General features: G+C 25.8%; 20 protein-coding genes. 4 read left to right on the forward strand and 16 right to left on the reverse strand.

Annotated elements, in window-relative coordinates; all coding sequences use genetic code 4:
• The first annotated feature begins 5 nt into the window (after window positions 1-5).
• A complete protein-coding gene (locus SCULI_RS03575) occupies window positions 6-1,115 on the forward strand; it encodes an MAG4270 family putative restriction endonuclease (RefSeq protein WP_025363276.1) in 1,110 nt (369 codons plus the stop codon).
• On the forward strand, window positions 1,115-2,305 hold the full coding sequence (gene dcm, locus SCULI_RS03580; protein WP_025363277.1) for a DNA (cytosine-5-)-methyltransferase: 1,191 nt from the start codon (window positions 1,115-1,117) through the stop codon (window positions 2,303-2,305). Before SCULI_RS03575 ends, dcm begins: the two co-directional genes overlap by 1 nt.
• Window positions 2,306-2,372: 67 nt before the next feature.
• On the opposite strand, the gene SCULI_RS03585 is transcribed toward dcm, so the two are convergent.
• Window positions 2,373-3,143 (reverse strand): GNAT family N-acetyltransferase, encoded by a 771-nt coding sequence (locus SCULI_RS03585; RefSeq protein WP_025363278.1) that lies wholly within the window; start codon window positions 3,141-3,143, stop codon window positions 2,373-2,375.
• Window positions 3,144-3,145: 2 nt separating this feature from the next.
• Window positions 3,146-4,708: an amino acid permease gene (locus SCULI_RS03590; RefSeq protein ID WP_025363279.1), complete on the reverse strand. Its 1,563-nt coding sequence runs from the start codon at window positions 4,706-4,708 to the stop codon at window positions 3,146-3,148.
• Window positions 4,709-5,058: 350 nt separating this feature from the next.
• Here SCULI_RS03590 and SCULI_RS03595 point away from each other — a divergent pair, with 350 nt between their 5' ends.
• On the forward strand, window positions 5,059-5,457 hold the full coding sequence (locus SCULI_RS03595; protein ID WP_025363280.1) for a hypothetical protein: 399 nt from the start codon (window positions 5,059-5,061) through the stop codon (window positions 5,455-5,457).
• A gap of 53 nt (window positions 5,458-5,510) precedes the next feature.
• Here the strand turns inward: SCULI_RS03595 and rpsO are convergent, their stop codons facing one another.
• The 12 genes from rpsO to SCULI_RS03650 all read right to left on the reverse strand — a co-directional run bounded on the left by rpsO (window position 5,511) and on the right by SCULI_RS03650 (window position 15,507).
• Complete coding sequence (gene rpsO, locus SCULI_RS03600) at window positions 5,511-5,777, reverse strand: 30S ribosomal protein S15 (protein WP_025363281.1); 267 nt, start codon at window positions 5,775-5,777, stop codon at window positions 5,511-5,513.
• Window positions 5,778-5,970: 193 nt separating this feature from the next.
• A complete protein-coding gene (locus tag SCULI_RS03605) occupies window positions 5,971-7,011 on the reverse strand; it encodes a hypothetical protein (RefSeq protein WP_025363282.1) in 1,041 nt (346 codons plus the stop codon).
• A 4-nt stretch (window positions 7,012-7,015) separates the two neighbouring features.
• Window positions 7,016-7,624, reverse strand: coding sequence for a LemA family protein (locus SCULI_RS03610; protein WP_025363283.1), 609 nt, complete (start codon window positions 7,622-7,624; stop codon window positions 7,016-7,018).
• A gap of 97 nt (window positions 7,625-7,721) precedes the next feature.
• Window positions 7,722-7,898, reverse strand: coding sequence for a hypothetical protein (locus SCULI_RS05705; protein WP_158499961.1), 177 nt, complete (start codon window positions 7,896-7,898; stop codon window positions 7,722-7,724).
• A gap of 96 nt (window positions 7,899-7,994) precedes the next feature.
• The gene (locus tag SCULI_RS03615) at window positions 7,995-8,681 is read right to left on the reverse strand and encodes a phosphotransferase (RefSeq protein WP_025363284.1); all 687 of its coding nucleotides are present in this window, start codon (window positions 8,679-8,681) and stop codon (window positions 7,995-7,997) included.
• Window positions 8,682-8,753: 72 nt separating this feature from the next.
• The gene (locus SCULI_RS03620; RefSeq protein ID WP_025363285.1) at window positions 8,754-9,860 is read right to left on the reverse strand and encodes a glycosyl hydrolase family 18 protein; all 1,107 of its coding nucleotides are present in this window, start codon (window positions 9,858-9,860) and stop codon (window positions 8,754-8,756) included.
• An 80-nt stretch (window positions 9,861-9,940) separates the two neighbouring features.
• Complete coding sequence (locus SCULI_RS03625) at window positions 9,941-10,675, reverse strand: class I SAM-dependent methyltransferase (RefSeq protein ID WP_025363286.1); 735 nt, start codon at window positions 10,673-10,675, stop codon at window positions 9,941-9,943.
• A 78-nt stretch (window positions 10,676-10,753) separates the two neighbouring features.
• The gene (mtnN, locus tag SCULI_RS03630) at window positions 10,754-11,431 is read right to left on the reverse strand and encodes a 5'-methylthioadenosine/S-adenosylhomocysteine nucleosidase (protein WP_025363287.1); all 678 of its coding nucleotides are present in this window, start codon (window positions 11,429-11,431) and stop codon (window positions 10,754-10,756) included.
• Window positions 11,432-11,433: 2 nt separating this feature from the next.
• Window positions 11,434-12,576, reverse strand: a complete 1,143-nt coding sequence (locus tag SCULI_RS03635; protein WP_236621710.1) for a nicotinate-nucleotide adenylyltransferase — start codon at window positions 12,574-12,576, stop codon at window positions 11,434-11,436.
• Window positions 12,524-13,390 (reverse strand): HAD family hydrolase, encoded by an 867-nt coding sequence (locus SCULI_RS03640; protein WP_025363289.1) that lies wholly within the window; start codon window positions 13,388-13,390, stop codon window positions 12,524-12,526. Before SCULI_RS03640 ends, SCULI_RS03635 begins: the two co-directional genes overlap by 53 nt.
• A 78-nt stretch (window positions 13,391-13,468) precedes the next feature.
• Entirely contained in the window at window positions 13,469-15,181 is a 1,713-nt protein-coding gene (locus SCULI_RS03645; RefSeq protein WP_025363290.1) for a hypothetical protein, read from the reverse strand.
• Window positions 15,182-15,324: 143 nt separating this feature from the next.
• The gene (locus SCULI_RS03650; protein ID WP_025363291.1) at window positions 15,325-15,507 is read right to left on the reverse strand and encodes a hypothetical protein; all 183 of its coding nucleotides are present in this window, start codon (window positions 15,505-15,507) and stop codon (window positions 15,325-15,327) included.
• A gap of 261 nt (window positions 15,508-15,768) precedes the next feature.
• Between SCULI_RS03650 and SCULI_RS05710 the strand changes: the two genes are divergently transcribed.
• Window positions 15,769-15,918 carry a hypothetical protein gene (locus SCULI_RS05710; protein WP_158499962.1) on the forward strand — a complete coding sequence of 50 codons (150 nt, stop codon included), beginning with the start codon at window positions 15,769-15,771 and terminating at the stop codon, window positions 15,916-15,918.
• Window positions 15,919-16,372: 454 nt separating this feature from the next.
• Here SCULI_RS05710 and SCULI_RS03655 read toward each other — a convergent pair whose 3' ends face one another.
• On the reverse strand, window positions 16,373-17,053 hold the full coding sequence (locus tag SCULI_RS03655; RefSeq protein WP_025363292.1) for a hypothetical protein: 681 nt from the start codon (window positions 17,051-17,053) through the stop codon (window positions 16,373-16,375).
• Window positions 17,054-17,402: 349 nt separating this feature from the next.
• Window positions 17,403-19,772: a hypothetical protein gene (locus SCULI_RS03660; RefSeq protein ID WP_025363293.1), complete on the reverse strand. Its 2,370-nt coding sequence runs from the start codon at window positions 19,770-19,772 to the stop codon at window positions 17,403-17,405.
• Window positions 19,773-19,810: the final 38 nt, after the last annotated feature.

Consider the following 19,810-nt stretch of genomic DNA (forward strand, 5'->3'; position numbering starts at 1 on the left):
CTATTATGTTTTATATTTTAAAAATTCCCTATATTTCAAAAGGTTCATTAAAATCTACTGCATCCAAGGAGACTTATTCTTTTCAGGGGAATGCCTACATTTATGTTGAAAAAAACTCAGGTAAAATGTTTCATTCTTTTGCATTATTAAATGATAATTTTAAATATAGAGCTACTGACCCTAAAATGATGCAAACACATTATTGAAGAAATAAAAATTTTCAAGAGACAAGAAAATTATTTTTTGAAAATAGAGATAAAAGTTATCAAATAATCACTTTTTCTGGAAAAATAGAAAAACTAAACCAGCACATTATGCAAAATTTTAATACAATTTTAACTACTCAAGGCCTAATTTATGGAAGTAATCCTGCAGGGGCTGAGCAAAATATCAATAGTTCTATTTTATTAATAAATGAAGAAAGATACCAAAAGAAATACAAATACCATCGTTTTGTAAATTTTTTTAATTCCTTAGAAGATAAAACTATTAAATTTTCAAATGAAGAATTGATAAAAATGTACAATGAAACAGATGACTTTTTATCAATTGAAGATTATTTCACAAACTTTCCATATTTAAAAGAAGAATTTGAAAGTAAATACAATTATGAATTTACTGATAAATTCAGTGATAAAGATTTTGGCAATATAACTGGCAAATTTGAAAACTATAAAGTTCAATCAATAATTCAGTTGTACGAAGAAAATTTCTATACTCTTGAAGAATTTAAAGTTAAAATGAGAGGTATTTTTTCTGCTAATGTCAGTGCATTTTTAAAGGAAAAAACTTTTAAAAAAACATACACAAAAGGAGAAAATCACCCCTCACCAAAAAAAGCACATATTTTAAGCTTTAGTTCTTTAATTAATAATGGTAGATACTTTGAAGCAGTTGATCCAAAAAACTGTATTATGATAAGTCCTAATTTACATGATTTATTTGATAATAATTTTATCACTTATGACCCAAATGGAAAATGTATTCGCATTAAAGGTAATATTAATGTTACTGATGAATATAACATTAGTTCAACAATTATAAAAAATTTTGGTATTAAAAAGTATTTAAGAGAAAACTATGATCACTATATAATAAAAGGAGTAAATTATTAATGAATAAAAAAATTTTTGAGACTTTTGCGGGAATTGGTTCACAAGCAAAAGCACTAGAAAAATTGAGTCATGATTTTAATGATTTTAATTTTTCTATTTCAAACACTTGTGAATGATATACAGAAGCAATTTTAGGTTATTCTGCAATACACAATGATTTAAATTCAAAAGAATATAAAAATTTATATGAAGAAGAACTTGATGTAATAATAAGTTTTTTAGAAACAAAAACACTTTCTTCAAATTCAAAAGAACCTCTAAAAGATATTAAAAAATTAAAAGAAGATAAAATTAGAAAATTATATGCATCTATAAAATTAAATAATAATTTAATTGATATAACTAAAGTAAAAGTTCAAGATATTAATGCGCCTTTTGATCTTTTAACTTATTCATTTCCTTGTCAAGATTTATCAATTGCTGGAAAAGGTAAAGGTATGAGTGAAAATTCAAATACTCGTTCAAGTCTTTTGTGAAATATCCTACAGTTATTAAATGATTTAAATAAATTAAATAAACTACCTGAATATTTAGTGATGGAAAATGTGCCTGCAATTAAAAATAGTAATCACATTGATAATTTAAATAAATTTAAAGATAAATTAAATAACTTAGGTTATACGAACGTTGAATTTGTGCTTAATGCAATTGACTATGGAATACCTCAAAATAGAAAAAGATATTTTTTAATATCTAAACTAAATGATGATTCATTTGATTTTAATTTTGATGATATAAAAGTTGATCTCCCAAAATTTAGTGATTTTTTAGATATTGAGAATATGAAACCTACGAACAGAGAAAATCAATATCTTTCTTCAATAAAAAAACTTTATTCAAATGTAGATAAAGATAATAAATTTAAAATAAAGTATAAAAATTTAAATGTTTACCCTACTTTTAACCAAGCAAATATTGTGACAGGTCTTGAAAGTAAATGCATTTCAACTGTAACTTTTTCTGGTGAAAATTCACGACAAAGAGTTTTTGCAAAGCAAAATAATGAAGATAGAGTATTGCAATTGGGAGCCAAGGAAAATATATTGCTAATGGGTTTTGATAAAGATGACTATTTTAAATTAAAAGAAATTGGATTAAGTGACGAAAAAATTCGTGGTCTTGCAGGAAACTCAATTGTTGTTAATGTATTGTACTACATCTTTAAAAAGATATTTATAAATTGTAATTAATTTTTTAAATTGAAAGTTAACATATTTAATCATACTTCTAATAAAAAATAAAATAAGGCTTTTAACCTTATTTTATTTTATATTGTTCAAATCAAAAGTCTTCATCAATAAATCCAACTCTTTGATACAGTCCCATTCCCATTTCACTGGCAAATAATAGAACGTGTTGCATATTATGTTCAATACAATCATTGACAATTGTTTTGATTAAATTACTTGCAAGACCTTGATTTCTAAATTCAGGCAACACGTTAATATCATCAACCACTGCATAACCGTTTTCAAACATAAAGATACTTCCAGTTCCTGCCACTTGACCATTTACTTTAATTAAAAACATATGACAGTAATCTTGTAATTCTAATAGTCCAATAAACTTATTTTTATCAGATACTAAATTAACTTCCATAATATCAACTACATATAAAAATGAATTTAAATCTTCTTGTTCTTTAACTTGAATAATTTCAACATTATTTGCTAAGTCAATATTAAATTTAGCAGCGGGTGCTAAATCCATTTTCATGTATTTGTAGTTTTCTTTAAATTCTACACTTTGATCTAAAGTTTGATTATTATATTGTGAATGTGTGAAATTTAATAAAAAATTAGGATTATATTGTTCTTTTAACTGATTGAAATTTTGATCAATTTCAAAATTTCAATCAGTAATTAACATTGCGTTATTATAGTTACTACATTCTAAAGCACTAAAACTTGAAGTTTCAATTCTTTTAATTGATTTGTGAATTGGATCAACATAGTGGTTTAAATAACACAAAACAATTGTGTTATATTTTTCAATATCTTGATAATTAAAATCAACTTGTTTTATCATAACTATTTTAGCTCTCCTTGTTTTACTTTAACTTTTCTTTCCATATTATATCATCACATGAACATTCCAAATCCCATAAAGAAGATAAATCCCCCAAAGATAAATATGAAATCAATTAATGAGTTTACTCAATCAGCCTTTCAACTTTCAGGACTTGGTATTGTTCCAAAAAAGAATGCAATTGCTAATAAGACAAGCGTTATGACACTAATAATTATAGCTGGCCATTTATTTTTAAAGAATCGTGTTCCTCGATCTTCATCATCATTTTTTAGTCTAAATTTAATATATCCTCCAAAATAGAAGAACATTTGTACAGTTGCCAATGAAGTTGTTGCTTGAGTAATTTTTGTTAAAAAAGCACTTGAACCTCCACCAACTTCTCCAACTGTTGTTGTTCCAACAATCAATAAGATAATTGATACAACTATTGCTTGTAAGAATAATGCATTTACTGGAATTCCATTTTTATCAACTTTTGAAATATATTTTCCCATTACATTTTCTGGAATTTCTGAAAAAAATACTTTTGCAGGTCCAGCTGTTCAAAAAAACATTGATCCCATTCCATTTAACGCAGTAATTAATCCTACAATATGAATAATTGTTTTTCCAGCAACACTATCAATTTCTAATCCCAATATTTTTGGAAATACATAATAGTATGAATTTGATAGCCCTCATTGTGGTGAATTAATAGTTTCTTGATCAATTGTAAAACTTAAAACTACAGTTCCAACAACCATTAATCCAATTACAATTGACATTCCTATAACTGAAGCAATTTTAAATGCTTTTGGTCCACCTTTAGTATCTTTTACAAAGACACTCATTGTTTCAATTCCATTAAAAGCAAATATCAATCAGGGAAATGCAGATAAGAAACTTCATCAATCTCCTTTAAATCCATTATCATTATTAATTGGATCTAGTAGACTTGAATCAAATTTAATAGTTTCGCCAAAAGGAATTGTATAAAATAAAGCAATTGCAATAAACAATACTCCTAAAATTAAACTTGCTGTTCCTCCAATATTTGTAAATGTTCCAATTCATTTTGGTCCTTTTCTTGAAACAAATGTTCCACCTCAAAATAATAAAATAGCACAAAGAGCAAGAATTATTGCACTACTTCTTGTTGCATTTGATTGCGAAATACCATTGTTTCCATCATTGTAAAAAACTTCTGCTAATTTATCAAAACCATTACTTCCAGTAAAGAAAAAACTTAAAGCAATAATTGTAAACGGAGCAATTGTTGCAAAGAAAAATAAATTTCCAAAGTAACTAGCTCAACTTGCTAAAAATCCATATTTTTGGCCTAAAGTAAAGACACAAAAACTTCCCATTCCAGATTCTTGATCTTTTAATTTTTTAATACTTCCAAATTCTGATGTAATTAATACCATTGGAATTGCATAAATTGCTCCCCCAACTAAAAATAAGATGGCAGCTAATAGCCCAAATTGTACTTGATTGTTAATAATATTTCTAAAACCAAAAATGATTCCAAAACTCATTAAGACAATCGTTGCTTTTGTTAACGTTTTTGTCCTCGATGACATAAAAAATATCTCCTTCTCTTAAAAAAATTTATTGTTTTTAAAATTTGGAAATATTTGTTTTAAATTCTTATTATTTATTAAAAGCTCTGTTTCCAAATTTTTTTCATTATCTTAGAAACGCACTTTAATATCTAACCAGTTAAACAAGACTAAATATTGTAGTGCATCATCTTTCGTGATTTTTTAACTACAATGTGTTTCTTTAGTTCAACATGTTTTAAATTAAAGTTGTACATAGGTTTTCCCCTTAAAAATATCTTTTTTAATTATATATGGAAAATGCAAGATATTTTTAAAAAAATGAAAAAAAGTAATTTTTAATTGACAATAACAATATTAGGGGTAAAAATATGAATGATAAATATACTATTGAATTTGATTTGACTATTATTTTAGAATTTGAAAATAATAAAATTTTAAAATATCACTGAAAGAATTTAAATCAAAAACAACAACAATGATTTTTCATACTTTATAAATATTGTAATATAGATGATATTCAAAATCTTAATTTGGAAAATGCTATAATTAACAATAGCAATATAAATAAGCTAAAAAAGGATTTAGATATCTTGAAAATAATTGTAAATAAAAATTGTCCCGAACAATTAAAAGAAACACAGACTTCTATAATTAAATTAACTGATTTAATTAATAAGCAATCTAAAAAAATAATTGAATTAGAAAAACAAGTTAAGGAAATTAAAAAGTTAAAAGAACAAATTGAAATTCTAACTAAGAGAAATTAAAAAAATCACATGAATATATTCATGTGATTTTTTTAATTTTATTAAACTTACAATTATTTTCTTAATCCTAATTTTTCAATAATTGCTTTATATCTGTTAACATCTTTTTTCAATAAGAAATTTAATAAGTGTCTTCTTTGAGCAACTTTTTTTAATAAACTTCTTCTTGAAGTAATATCTTTTTTATGAATATTTAAGTGTTCTGTTAAGTTAGCAATGTCAGTTGTCAATAAAGCGATTTGTACTTCAGCTTTACCTGTATCTTTGTCATTGTTTCCATGTTGTTTAATAATATCTGTTTTTTGTGATCTTGAAACCATCGTTTAATTCTCCCTTTTAATTTTCAATTTGATTGAAAGTGTCTAAACAAAGTATAAATTTAAGGGTTAATAATTTATACAACGTAAAAACATCAATACTTAAAGATTATACACATTTTTAGTATCTTTGTTAAATTAAATTTTATAAAAATTATCAAAATTTAAAAAACAGACTTAAATTTGTCTGTCTATTTTAATAGATACCTTCTAGATATTGGAAACAATCGGCAATTGCGCCAATATCATTTATTACTTTTTTGGCAAAGTTATAAGTTGGTCCATGTTTTGATGATTTTGACATTTTATCAAAAACAGCAATTTGATTGGTTAATGTTTTTAAAGTGTAACCTTTATCAATGTTGTATTTTCCAATAACAAAATCATTATTAATTCCTAATCCTTTAAAATCTTTATTATCTAAATTCATCATTTTTTCAATCATTTTTGGTCTTAACAATTTTGCAGCTCTCAAATCTGTTGAATTTAAATTAATTTTAAATTTCTTATTGAATTCAATTGATTCAGTTTGAAATAATTTATCATTAGTTTTTCCTGGTAACACTTTAACTCCATTATAACTATTGTCAAATTTTGTATTTTCCATTGATAAATTATAAGTTGTTACATAATAATAAGTTGTTGTTGTTTGACTTTTTCCTTTTGAATCAGTGTAATGCCTTACAACAATACATTCAGTTGTAGGATTAACTTTAAAAAATAAATATTTATCTTCATACATCATTTCAATATGATTTTCATTATATTGATCTGTTAAAAAATCATATTGTTTTAGTCAATATTTTGGTTCTTCATAAAGACGAAAAATTGAATTAACATTTTTAATTCTAGACAAAGATTTGAATTCAACTTTTTTAAATTCTCCACCTGTCAAATTATTTTTTTGATATAAACTAAATGCATTTTGATAAATTTTATTTCAATCTACTCCATCAACTGCTAATGCAACTTTCTTTGAAGCCTTACGTGCAAGTCAATAGAAAATTAGTGTTGTAAGCACAGTTATTCCTGCAACTGCAAGACTAATTTGAAGAAAAAGTAGATTTTCCAAAACTATTGATGATACAACTGCCATAATTATGGCAACTAATAATAAAACTAAACTTAGATATTTTAAGAGATTAAATAGTTTATATTTCTTATAAGTTGCATCAAATTCAGGGTTGTCAATATTTTGCCTAATATCTGATGCAACTAATTTAATTGTATTTTCCATCTACTTAAAATGAGATGTTTACATCTGCTCTTTCTTCTTCTGTAATTTCAAAGAAGAATTCTGTTTTTGCTTTCATTGCTTTTGCAATAACGTTATTTGGTCACCCAATAATATATTGGTTATAATAACTTGCATTTGAATTATAAATTCTTCTTGATGCAGAAATATCCTCTTCAATATCTGTAATTGATGTCATTAAATTTTGAACTAGATCTGATGTTTTTAAATTTGGGTAATTTTCTAATTGAACTCCAATATTTTTCATAGTTTTATTCATTAATTTATCATTTTCCATCATTTGTTGAACTCCCCCACCCATTCTCATATTTACAATATGTGAATAAGTTGATTGTTCAAAAGAAATATTTGATTTAACTGCGTCAAGCAATTTAACTAAAGTATCTCTTCTTCTTTTTAACTGAATATCAATTCCAGATTCTGCCTCTGAAATTTTTGTTCTCATTCTTTTAATTTTGTTAACTTTAATAATATGTGCAATCAATGGAATAATTAATATTCAAAATAAATATCAAAATAGCATTCCCAATGCTGAAGCTTTTACTGATTTGCCAGCATCTTTGTTTTGATCCATTTCTCTTCCTGGTGCTATCATTTTGTAGTTCTCTCTTTCTAATTATACATAATTGATTATATTAAAAAAATTCCCATTTTTAGTGGGAATTTTTAATAAATTTTATCAAATATTGAAATTATTTAGTTTTTTCAATCAAGATATCTAATTTATCATTGATTTGTTTTAATAATTCAATTAATGGTTTTTCAAAATTTTCGATTCTTCCATTATTTTGTCCAGCACCACCACTTGGTCTGTTACTTGAAAAACTTCTTCTTTGTCTATCTTGACCTCTGTTATTGTCAAATCCCATGTTTTTCATCACCTTTCTATAATCAATTCTTTTAAAGGTAATAAAAATTATCTATCCACAATCAAAAGAGGCATCTATAAATCAACACCTGTATAATTATATATTATTTTTAACGGTTTCAAAGTTTTTTTGTCATCAAATCATCGATTCTCTAAATCAAGCTGCAACTTCAGCTGCTTGCTCATTTGTTCTGTCAATATTTTGAAAATGAGACAATATTTTTCTTTGAAAAGTTGCATTTAATTCATCAAAATCAATTGGTTGATATTGATTATAAACTTTTAAAGCAGTACATATTTTTTGAATAATGACTTCATCAGTTTGCAAACCCATAGCAATCCCAGTTCATAATCACAAGATATAGACAAGATCATCATATCTGTGGCCAAGTCCTAATTTATCTCAATCAATAACTTTATTAATATTGTCATAATCATCAAAAACAACATTTAATGGGTTTAAATCATTGTGACTTAAAATATGGCCAAATTCTTTGAGACAAACTTGTTGAAAATCAACTAAAAAATTGACAATATTTTTGATTTTTAAATTACTACAAATGGCTTGTTCTTCTCCATCAACTCCAGGAATAAATTCTAGGATTTGATAACCATCACTAAAACCATAATGGATTGGAATATATCTAAAACCAAGTTTATTTAATCTTTTTTGAAAATATAAAGTACAAGCTTTAATATTTTTAAATTCTTTAAATAACTTACCATCTTTTTTTATGATTTTTTTTCCAGATTGGCCTAATTCAAAGGTATTTGATTCGCTCATTTAAATTACTCCAATCTATTTTCACTACTTATTTTAATATAAAACAAAAAAAATAATACAAATTACTTTGTATTATTCTTGTCCGTGAGTTTGATCATATCATGATGCAAAACTTCAACGTTTAAAATAAGTTGAACTATATCAGTCTCAAGATATTGTTCCTTCAAAATTATCATAGTTTAATGCTCAAGTCATTAAACCTTTGGTATAAATTTCATCTTCAACTAACATTTCATATGATTCAATGATTGATTCTTGACTAGCAGCTCCTCTTCCTGCAGGTTCATTTGTAGCTGCACCCATTACAAATCTCTCTGGGTCAATTAAATAAAAATCATTTTTTGGACTGTAAGTTGTTGTCATATATTTTGTCATTAAATAAAAAAAATCACTTCTTAATTCTACATTATCATTTTCAACTATGTAATATGGAGTAAGTCCCAAATTTGTAGCTTCAGTTGGTTCAACGTATGGTCCAAATGCTCACCCGTTATAAAATTGGGGATTAATTCAGTCATAATAATCATCTAATTCTTTTAAAAAAGGAATATATGAACCTCCACTTGTTTCTGTACTATTTTTTAAATAAGGCATTTCAGGTGCCATAGTTATATAAAAATTGCGACCTTCAGCAGCTCATTCATTTTTAATTTCTTTTAATACTTGAGAAGTTACAAGTTGACTCTCACGATCTGCAAGGCAATCTCCTTCTCAATCAATATCTAAACCATCTAAATTATATTCATTAATAACTTTTAAGATTGTTTGTTTTAATTCGTCTTTTTGATTCATTTTAAAACGCATTTTATTTCCAGTGGCTCCACCCATTGAAATTAAAACTTTATGTCCTAAAGAGTGTTGATATTCAATTCCAGCAATTAATGCCTCTTTACTAATCCCATAATATTCAAATACAGGCATTTGATATGCTTCTTTTGAATATAAAAATGATAAATTAATCACATTATAACTTGAATGAATTTCTTCTAATTTTGGTACTTCTTGATAAGCTCCACCTCAATCATATCAATAACCTACTAAGACTTTATCCATATCACCAGGAACAACTGGTGGAGGAGTTGGTTTTAAAGGTTTTTCACCTCCAAAACAAGATACAACATTATTTGTAGCAATTACTGGTAGAAAAGTTGCACTCATTGTATATAAAAGTTTTTTCATATTAAGCCCCCCTAATAATATAATTTTAAATGTAATAGTTGCAGACTACAACACACGAAAAATGTTATAAAAAAAAATAGCTATTTTGTAGCTATAAAAGTAATGGTTTTAAGGTTCAAAACACGTGAATTATTATAATTTTTAATAATTTCAACTTTTTTAAATCCAATTTGTTCTAAAATAGTTTTAAATTCTTTAACCCCATATCAATTTAATTTAAAATTTTGAGTTTCTACAATTTTATTATCAATAATATAGTTAATTTTATTAATTGTATATTGGTCATATCAATTAATTTCTTGACTGTAGTTTTTAACAGTTAAATTAAGATCATTAATTTTGTGTTCCATTATATGTTCACTACCTGCTTTAAAATCAACTGGCATTATTAAATCTAAAGCAATTTGGCCTTCAGATTGTAAACTTGTATAAAAATTACTTAGCACTTGAATTGCTTTTTGCCTTGTTTCTAATAAGTTAAAACTAGCATTGGGCATAATTATACATTCAAATTCATTTTCTTTTTTAAAGTCAACTAAATCACAACAAATTAACTCACACTTTAGATTATTTTTATCTAAATTATTTTGACATAATTCTAACATTTCTTTAGATTTATCAACTCCAATTATATTAACTTTATATTTTAGAAATCCAATTAGCATACGTCCATTGCCAACACCAGCTTCTAGAACTTTACCTTCAATTGGCAATACCAATTGCTTATAAAATTCAATATCTCCATCAACACTAGTTCCTGGAGGCTTTGTTGTATCATACAATAAGCTACTATAAGTTTGATATTTATTTTCCATAATTAAAATACCCCTTTTAAAAGTAATAAAATTATACAAAAAAACTTGTACAGAATGTACAAGTTAAAATTATTATATTTATTTTTTAATTGATAAGTATTTTATTAAAATTTGTGCCAGTTTTTGACTAGCATTCATTAAAATATTTTTAAATTGGAATTCGTTTGAGGGACGTGATAATGTATCACTTACAATTTTAAGTGCAGCAATTGGTTTATTCAATAAATATGCTGAATGAAAGAAAGCAGCGCATTCCATGTCAACAACATCGATTTGATCATTAATATTATCGATTAACTCTTCTTTTTTTACAAAAGAGTTAATAAATATATCACTTGATGCAATATTTGCATTATTGATGTCTAAGTTATTAATTGGGGAAATTATTTCTTCTTTTAGAGTTGAGTTCGTTTCAAAGAATAAGGGCATCTTGGGGATTTGTCCGTATTCATAACCAAAGCCAGTTGCATTTGCGCAACTATAATACGCTTTATTAATAAGAAGTACATCAAGTGATTGATATTTTTCACTAATACATCCAACTAAACCTGCATTGATGTAAGAATTGATGTCATAGTTAAAGTTCATATATGTGAGACAAACACTCGCATTAACTAAACCAATTCCACTAATTGCAATTAGGACATTATCTGTTTGATATATTTTGAAGGGTTTTTCACAAATTTTCTTGGCATTAATTGATTCAATTAATACACTTGCTTCGTCTTCCATGGCAAAAAGTAGACAAATATTCATGATTATTCCTCCGTTACTCAAGTTGAGTATGCTTCTAATAATTTAGAACCTATATTTTGAGAGCCGTGTTTTGTTACTGCAATATCATATTGCTGCTTTAATAAAGCAATAAAACCTGATTTTAAATCAGAATACACTAACGATCTAAATTTTTCAACTCCAGGATAATTTCTTTCAACAGAAATTTTATCTGCACAAAAAACAATCATATCTAGAGTTGTCATATTTTTATCACCAACTGTATGCTTATAGATTGCATCAATTATTTCACGATCACTAAATAATCAGTCGTGTTCGATGTGAAAAGCACCAGCATAGCTGTGTCAAACAGGTTTTGGTTCATTTAAAAGCGATGAATCATATTTAGCAATTATTGCTTTTAATTCTTCTTCACTTCATTTTTTGGCAACATCATGAAGTGTTCCTGCGATTAATGCTTTATTCAAATCATAATTATTCAAATTAGCAATCATTAAAGCTTGTTGACCAACATTCAATGAATGAAAATAACGTTCTTCATCCATTTTTGACTCTAATCGTTCATGTAAATACATTAATTTAGAATTAATATAATCATTAACTGATTTGATTTGTAAATTTAAATCCTCTAAGTTTCGAATTTTTGTAGAACTTAAATGATTATTTTCAAACTCAAATGTCTCTAAATTGTATTTTTGAACTATGGTTTGATTAAATTCTTGATGTCGTAAAAAAACTTTAAAGTTGATAATAGTTATTAATTCTTGAAAATGATCTCATTTCTCAAAATTGTCCAATTGATCTGAACCCATAATAAAGGAAAATGAGTATTGTGGATATTGTTTTTGCATGTAACAAACTGTGTCATATGTATAACTTTTTTCAAACTTACGAATTTCATAAGTTTCGACTTTAACATAATCTAATCCTTTAATCGCAAGTTCAATCATTTCAAGTCTTTGATTAACACTTGAACTTGAAATTGTTTTAAAAGGATTAACATATGCAGGTATTATTCAAACTTGATCAAAACCAAGTTTTTCATAACATGCTTTAATTATATTAATATGATCTGTATGAATGGGGTCAAAGCTTCCACCAAATAAAGCTACTTTAATCATCGTTTTGGGGGTGCGATAATGTTTGAAGATACTTTCCAACACCATTGCTGTAAATATCTTCTAATATTTTGCTAGCCACTTGTTTAGTTTTTTCAACACCATTTGCAACAACACATCCATTTTTAAATTGAGCAACCATTTCATAATCATTATTATTGTCACCAATTGGATGGATTTCATCTAACTCGACATTCATGATTTCAGCTCATTTTTCTAGTCCTGTTGCTTTATTAACATTATTGTTCATTGCATCAACAAATATTCTCTCATTCATATGAGTTATTGGACAATTAAGTTTTAGATCATTCAAGAATTTAGTTGTTTTTTCAACTAATGATTCACTTCCAGTGGTTGGAAATGAGAACAAAAATTTAAAAGGTTTGTGGATTTCATTCATAGCACTCATTTTAAATTGCTCAAAATCTGGATAAATTTCACAATTTGGCTGTAAGTTTCTTTCCAAATCTTTATAGGCTTCTTTGTAGTAGTTAATTCTTTCTGAAGTTTCAAGTCCAATTAAGGCTTTTGCAGAATAATAGATTAAATCAAGATTATTTGCTAAAGCAAAATCAAAGATTTTTTCACAAATATCTTTCTCTATTATGCTTTGATATAAAACCTTTTGAGTAATTGGGTCGATAATAACTGCTCCATTAGCTCCAATAATTGGCAAGGTAACATGTAGTTGGTTGATATAAAGTTTTGATGTTTCAAACAACCTACCAGTTACAATAAAAAACTTTGAACCGCTTTTTTCTTGATAATTTAGAATATCTGCTATTGTTTCATCTAAGATTTTAAAATCTTCATTTTTCACAATAGTTCCATCAAGATCGCTTGCAATATATGGATATGCCATAATGAATATCTCTCCTATTAATTTTTGATTTCATATATATATTAACACCAAATCAAAAAAATAACCCCACGAGTGAGATTATTTTTTGTATATAAAACTTGTTAGGAAGAATTCAATTGTTGAATAATCTACAACATAAATATCATATTCTTCAGTTTCAATTTTAGGATTTACTTCTAAAACATCATTAACAATTAAAACAACTGAAATTTTGGCATCCTTTGGTAAACCCATTTGTTTCTTAATTTTTTTTAAATCTTTTGCAAATAATGAATATCGATTTTTAACAATTCGATCCAATAAATTTCCAGGTCCCACTGAAGTTTTTAAGGAATTTCGATAAATATCTCACATTAATGGTGAATCTTTAAAAAAGTTATTAAAGAAAAAGAAACAGTTTTCTGCATTTTTTTCATATGCAATTGCATCAACTAATAGATTTGCTTTTTTATCTCGACTTCTGTTTGCAAAATAAGGTACATCTTCAGGATTAAAAATGTTGATAACAGCAAAGCGTTTTGCTAGTTTTTGTAATGATGTATTTAACATATCGTGCATTTTATCAATTACAAGTTCATGCATTTTATTTCTAATTGGACTATCAAATAACATATATTCTTCTTGAGATTTAATTGCCATTCAAATAATTTCGGGATATCCCATAACAAAGAAACGTCTTTGACTATCATTAAAACCAATTAATGGTCTTTTGTAAATTCCTATTTCATAAAAGTCGTTTAAAACATCAGTTGTGTGAAAAGTCATATTATAGAAAATTGAATTTTTAATAATTTCTTCTAATAAATCATTGTTTACTTTTTCACCCAATGCTTTTTGAACTGTTTCAAAAAGGTTTGTCATATAACCTTGATAATCATAAAAATTATAGTATTCAAAAGAAAAAACTAGTTTATCTAAAACATTAAAATAATCTCGTAAATTAATAATTTTATTAAAAGGTACAGCATCTAATAGGTCAGTCTTTGTATCTTTAATATTTTGTTTTAAGTCAGGATCAACTCACAATTTATAGTCATCAATTCTTGCTCTTCTTTTTTTCTCTTCATCATGTTCTTTAAGTGCAAATAATTCTTCAAAGTTTAATGGGTTTAAAACATTTTTGCGAATTGTAACATGTTGTTCAGTTTGGGGATCTAATGACAAATGATAATCGCGAATATCTTTTGCTTGTTTAACATAAGCATAAACTCAAATTAACATAAAGATATCTTTATAAACTTTTAAATCATAAATTTTGCGATCAATGTAGTCATCCATTTTTGAAAAGAATGTCAACATTTCTTCATTATTTTTAATAAAAACATAACTTCATGCTGATAATGATTCATAAAAAGTTCTTAAACTTTTTAAGTATAAACGATAGTTATATTTTTCTTCTCCAAATTTATAAACTCTTAAATCAACAGAAAAATTAGCTTTGTTTGCAGTTGAAAGTAAAACAAATTCTTGAGCTATTAAACGTGCTCCTAAATAAATCATTGAAGCCACATATGCTCTTCCTGATTGAATTGTTTTTTCATCAAAAATTTTAATAAATCCAGCTTTTGCATCACGAATATTTGATGAATAGAACTCAAATCTTTCAAAGATCATTTGTTCAAGTTCAAGCATATATGAACCCATTCGATTTGAATTTTGTTCTAATGCTTCAAACATTTTAATAATATCTTCTGGTTCAATGCCAAAATAATCAAAATAATTTAATTGATCATCAAAATCATAGAAATCACCACGTCCAGAAAGTTTTTGGAAAAAACGTTCTACTGCCACATCAAACACCTCACTTAGTACATAGATTATACCTTATTTTTGCCTATTTTTAAAGACCTAGTATTGCTACAAAATTGCATAGAATAAATAAAAAACTATATTTACATATAGTTTTTTTGCATTAAAATTTTAAAATTTACATATTACTTAGAACTCAAAAATCCACCTTTTGGGAATAATAAATATAATAATCCTGGAATAATAAAGAAAATTAATAATAATACTAAAGTTGCTATTTTATGTCCTGGATGTAATAATCAATAAATTATTCCTGGAATAATTCCCAACAATAATAAGATCAAAGTCAGTACTCATCATCTTTGCATATTTTTTGGCTCCTTTCATGCTTGTTGAAAGCTATTTTTTATTGTAATAAATAATCAAAGTAATAGCAATTTTTTCAAAGAATTTCTAAGTTTTTATCAAATGAACAATTACTTTTTTCAAAAATTAGTACTAAAATAAAAATAATAACAATTATTAACTAAGTAAATATTTTAAACGAGGTATCATTGCTATGATAATTACTAATAAAAATATTAGTTTTCAAACTATTTGTAGAGTGATATAATTGGAGATAAAAATAGATGATAGATTTATTTGCAAATATTTTTATGGGCCTTTGAATAAGTGCTGAAAAAAAGAGTGAAATTATTAATTTCAAAATTGATAAACTATCTAAAAAACCAACTGTTAAAAATCTTAAAAAAATTGATTTTTTTAGATGTAAGTATTAACAATTTAAATTTCTATAAATTTCTATATAACTATAATAAGTGTTTAAAAACAACTTTACTTTTAGAATGATCATCTAAACTATTTAAAATTTTTTATTTTAATTTTCAATATTTAAAAACCCAATTAGAATGGGCTTCAAATAAATGCAAAAATATGCAAAATTTAATAAAAAGTTGCAATATACAATTTTATTTGTTATATTCAATAATGTCCTTTCGGACCACACTTACGGCCAGTTATTGGTTATTACATCACTTTCAAATCAGTAGCTGAAATAACATCCTTTCTTTCGACTTGACTTGTATCGCTGTCGTAGGTGTTGAGTTGGTATAAGTCTTATTCATTACTCATTCATATCTTTTTAATTATTAGCAAATCAACAATTTAAGATGCATGAAATATTGCATTAAAATAATGAAAAAAATACTGCCCTGCAGTATTTTTTTATCGTTTTTAAACCTTTTTATATAATGGTCTATTTAAAATAGAGTGTACTATTAGCATAATAAATGGAAAGATTACTCCAAAAATTAGCATAATAAAATTTGAGTTATCTATAAAAGTATATGGTTTTGCAGGATCTAAATAATTATTTTCATCTCTTGGGTCAACTAAAAGGTTTTTTTCAAAAAACATTTTAATTGTAATATATGCATAAATTAATAGTCCAATAGCAATGACAGTAAATAATTTGACAAATACATCAACTGTTTTTGCCAATTTAACTTTCTTTCAGATTAATAAATTTAAAAGTGACAAAACAGTATTAATTGAAAATAAAATTCCAGCAATTAAAATAAAATAGCCCATCAATGCATATCAAACAATAGCTGTATTAATTACAATATCTGTTTGGGCTTCATTTATGTATGAAGTTGAAGCAACTGCATAAAATAAGAAATCAAAAAAACCTATATTAATTGTGTCAAGTTGGTCAGAAAGTAAAAAGACTTCATTTTCTTTATTAAAAATTCATGAAAAATAGTCTTGATCACTTTTTATACCAATTATATTAACAGTCAATGTATCACTTGATGCAGTAAAACCAATTAAATAAATGAATAATAGTAAAAATGTAATAACAAAAGCATTTACAATCAGTAAAGCAATCTTTGCTGGTAATCTGAATTTCATAGGCATTTACCCCTCTTATAGATATTATTTTACATTATTTAGATTAAAAAAGACCACTTTTTCAAGTGGCCTTAAGATTTATGATAAGTGGTCTTATCAAATAAAATGGATAAATGTGTTTTTAATGATGTAAATATAGAATCTTAGTGGGTTTGTCCTATATTCAAAATTTTAATGCTATTGTTAATAGAATTCTCTATTAACACTTATATATTACTAATATTTGTTGTAATATGCAACATATTTTTTAAATTATTTATTTATTTTTATCAGATATTTATTTATTCTAACTTATTATACACCCATAAGTTTTAATTAATAAAAAATAAAAAAACCTATCTCTAGGTTTTTAAGCTAAATGGTCTGGATTACTATAGTTATTTCTTACGTGACGATCCCAGTATGCTTTGAATGCATTAACTGTGTTTAAATCACTTCCCAGATTTAGATATAAATAGATTTGTGAGACATCAGAATTATAATTACTTGATTTTCATCATTGATCATGGGCTAAAGTATCTAATATTTCTCCATAAGTTGAGACATTTCCCCTCATAATTCTTAATTCTGGAGAATAAGAGTTTTGTTGAGAAATTAATCCATTTAGATAAATATTTTGTCTTAAAGTTGAAGAACCTCCATCTTTAATTGAGTCTGTAATATGGAATGGTTGATAATCTTTTGATAATAATTCATAGAAAGCAATGTCATCATCTTTTTGCTCTCAGTCTGTCACTTTTGGCAAGATATTTCAATTATCATAAACACCATCAATTAAATATTTAGTAGAAATATCATAATTTCCAATATTATTTTGCTTAATTTTTCCTGAATTAGTTGGTTCTGGATTAAATAGATCTATTAATTGTTTTTTTGAACTTTGTAAAATATAATTAATTAACTCTGCAATTCTTCAATCATCATGTGAATTACCAGGTCTATAAAATCCTGCATTTTCATATCATATATCGCTGTCAATATCATCAATGTTTTTTATCTCATCTAAATCAAATGGTTCAACTGTTAAAGTATTTGTTCCATTTGGAGTTTCAAATACTAAATTATTATCTACTAATGTTTGATTATGTGTTAAATTATATTCTTGTAATAAAGTTTCAAATCGAGGTTTAAAGAAAACATTTTTAAATCCCTTATCACTTATAAATTCTTCATCACCATTCAATGGATTTTTAGCTCCATCAGGATCATATGATAATTTTGAAGCTTCTTCTTCAGGCATTATTTGATTATAATAATTAACTACTAATTGTGAAGTTCCATTAAATCCAAAATTGCGATATGCATCAACATTATTTAAGTTAATTAAAGAACTTTCACCATTTCCCCCCCCATTAATTGAAGGTACACGTTTATAAACATTCATTCTTAAACTACCAACAGCAAATGACATTTCTCCAGTATTAATTGCTTTATCATTGTGACTTCATCTAATGACTTTTAATAATTTTTCATAGACTTCATCAATTTGTGCTCTTGTTAGACCTAAACCAAGTTCTTCTAAATCAATACTGCGATATTGGCTAAATGTACTTTCAATTTCTTTTAATTCAGCATTTTCTGTATCATTTAAATAACCTGCATTTAAAATTTGCTTAATTTTTGACATAATTTGACTTCAATATGAAGGCATAATACTATTTGCATAAATTAAATCTTCTTCTGTAAATCCACGTTCAGGATTTTTTCGATCTAATAATCCTGTAAATAAAGCGGCAAAGATTCTATTTTTTAATTTAACATCAATATGGGCAATATTCATACCTTCTGATAAATAAATTGGTTCTTCTAATAATAAATCGTTTAAAGCAGATTCAATAATATCTTTATCTTGAATTAAAATATCATTTTCAATATCTGAATCAAGTAATAAATTATTGACAAAATCAGTTGCAGAAGGAGTATATGAAAAAATTGATCCTGGAATTGAAGTATCATTTGGATCATAAATACCATCTAAGTCAATTAAACTACTACTGTTAACAAAACCTTGATAGACATATCCTCTACCCTTTGTTTGTTCATGTGTTGATTGTTCAACTGGAGTTAAGGCACTAACTGTCATTGTTGGATCAGTTCTGTGAACTGCTTCGGGAACTGAATTTTCTAAAACTACATTTCCATCTAAATCAACATCAATTTTTTTATTAATATTAACTCTTGCATATTTTGGATTTCCTCTACCATTTCACCCAATCAAATCTTCATTTAAAAATGTCACAGAAAGAGATCATTCATTTTCATTTTTTAATCATCCACTTGCATTTTTTCCCATTGCTTGTTGTGCTTTTTCTGTATCTTCACTAAATAATTGTGCAAACCCTCATCTTTGAGATTGTCATTGTAATTTAGAGTTAATTCATCCATATCCAGGAACTTTTGCAGAAATTTGACTTAATAATTGGTTAGCCATAATATATGCTTTTACACTAGCTGTCATAACAGCTCTTGCAGATGAAGAACCTTCAGTATTTATTCCCAATAATTTCAACAAACTTTCAACTTGGTCTTTTGAAATATTTCCCCCTAATTTAACAGCTGAATCCTTTAATTTTTGAGTATTTAATGTTGTAATTGCCAGCATTTTTTCTTGATCTGTATAATCAACAGACATTCCAGCTCCACCTCGACAACTTACAACAACTGATGTTGAACTTGCAACTAACGATGAAATCATTAATAAATTTAAAAGTTTTTTCATGCCCAACACCCCTTATTTTTATTATTATATCAAAAAAA

Source organism: Spiroplasma culicicola AES-1, from assembly GCF_000565175.1.
Lineage (GTDB): Bacteria > Bacillota_I > Bacilli_A > Mycoplasmatales > Mycoplasmataceae > Spiroplasma_A > Spiroplasma_A culicicola.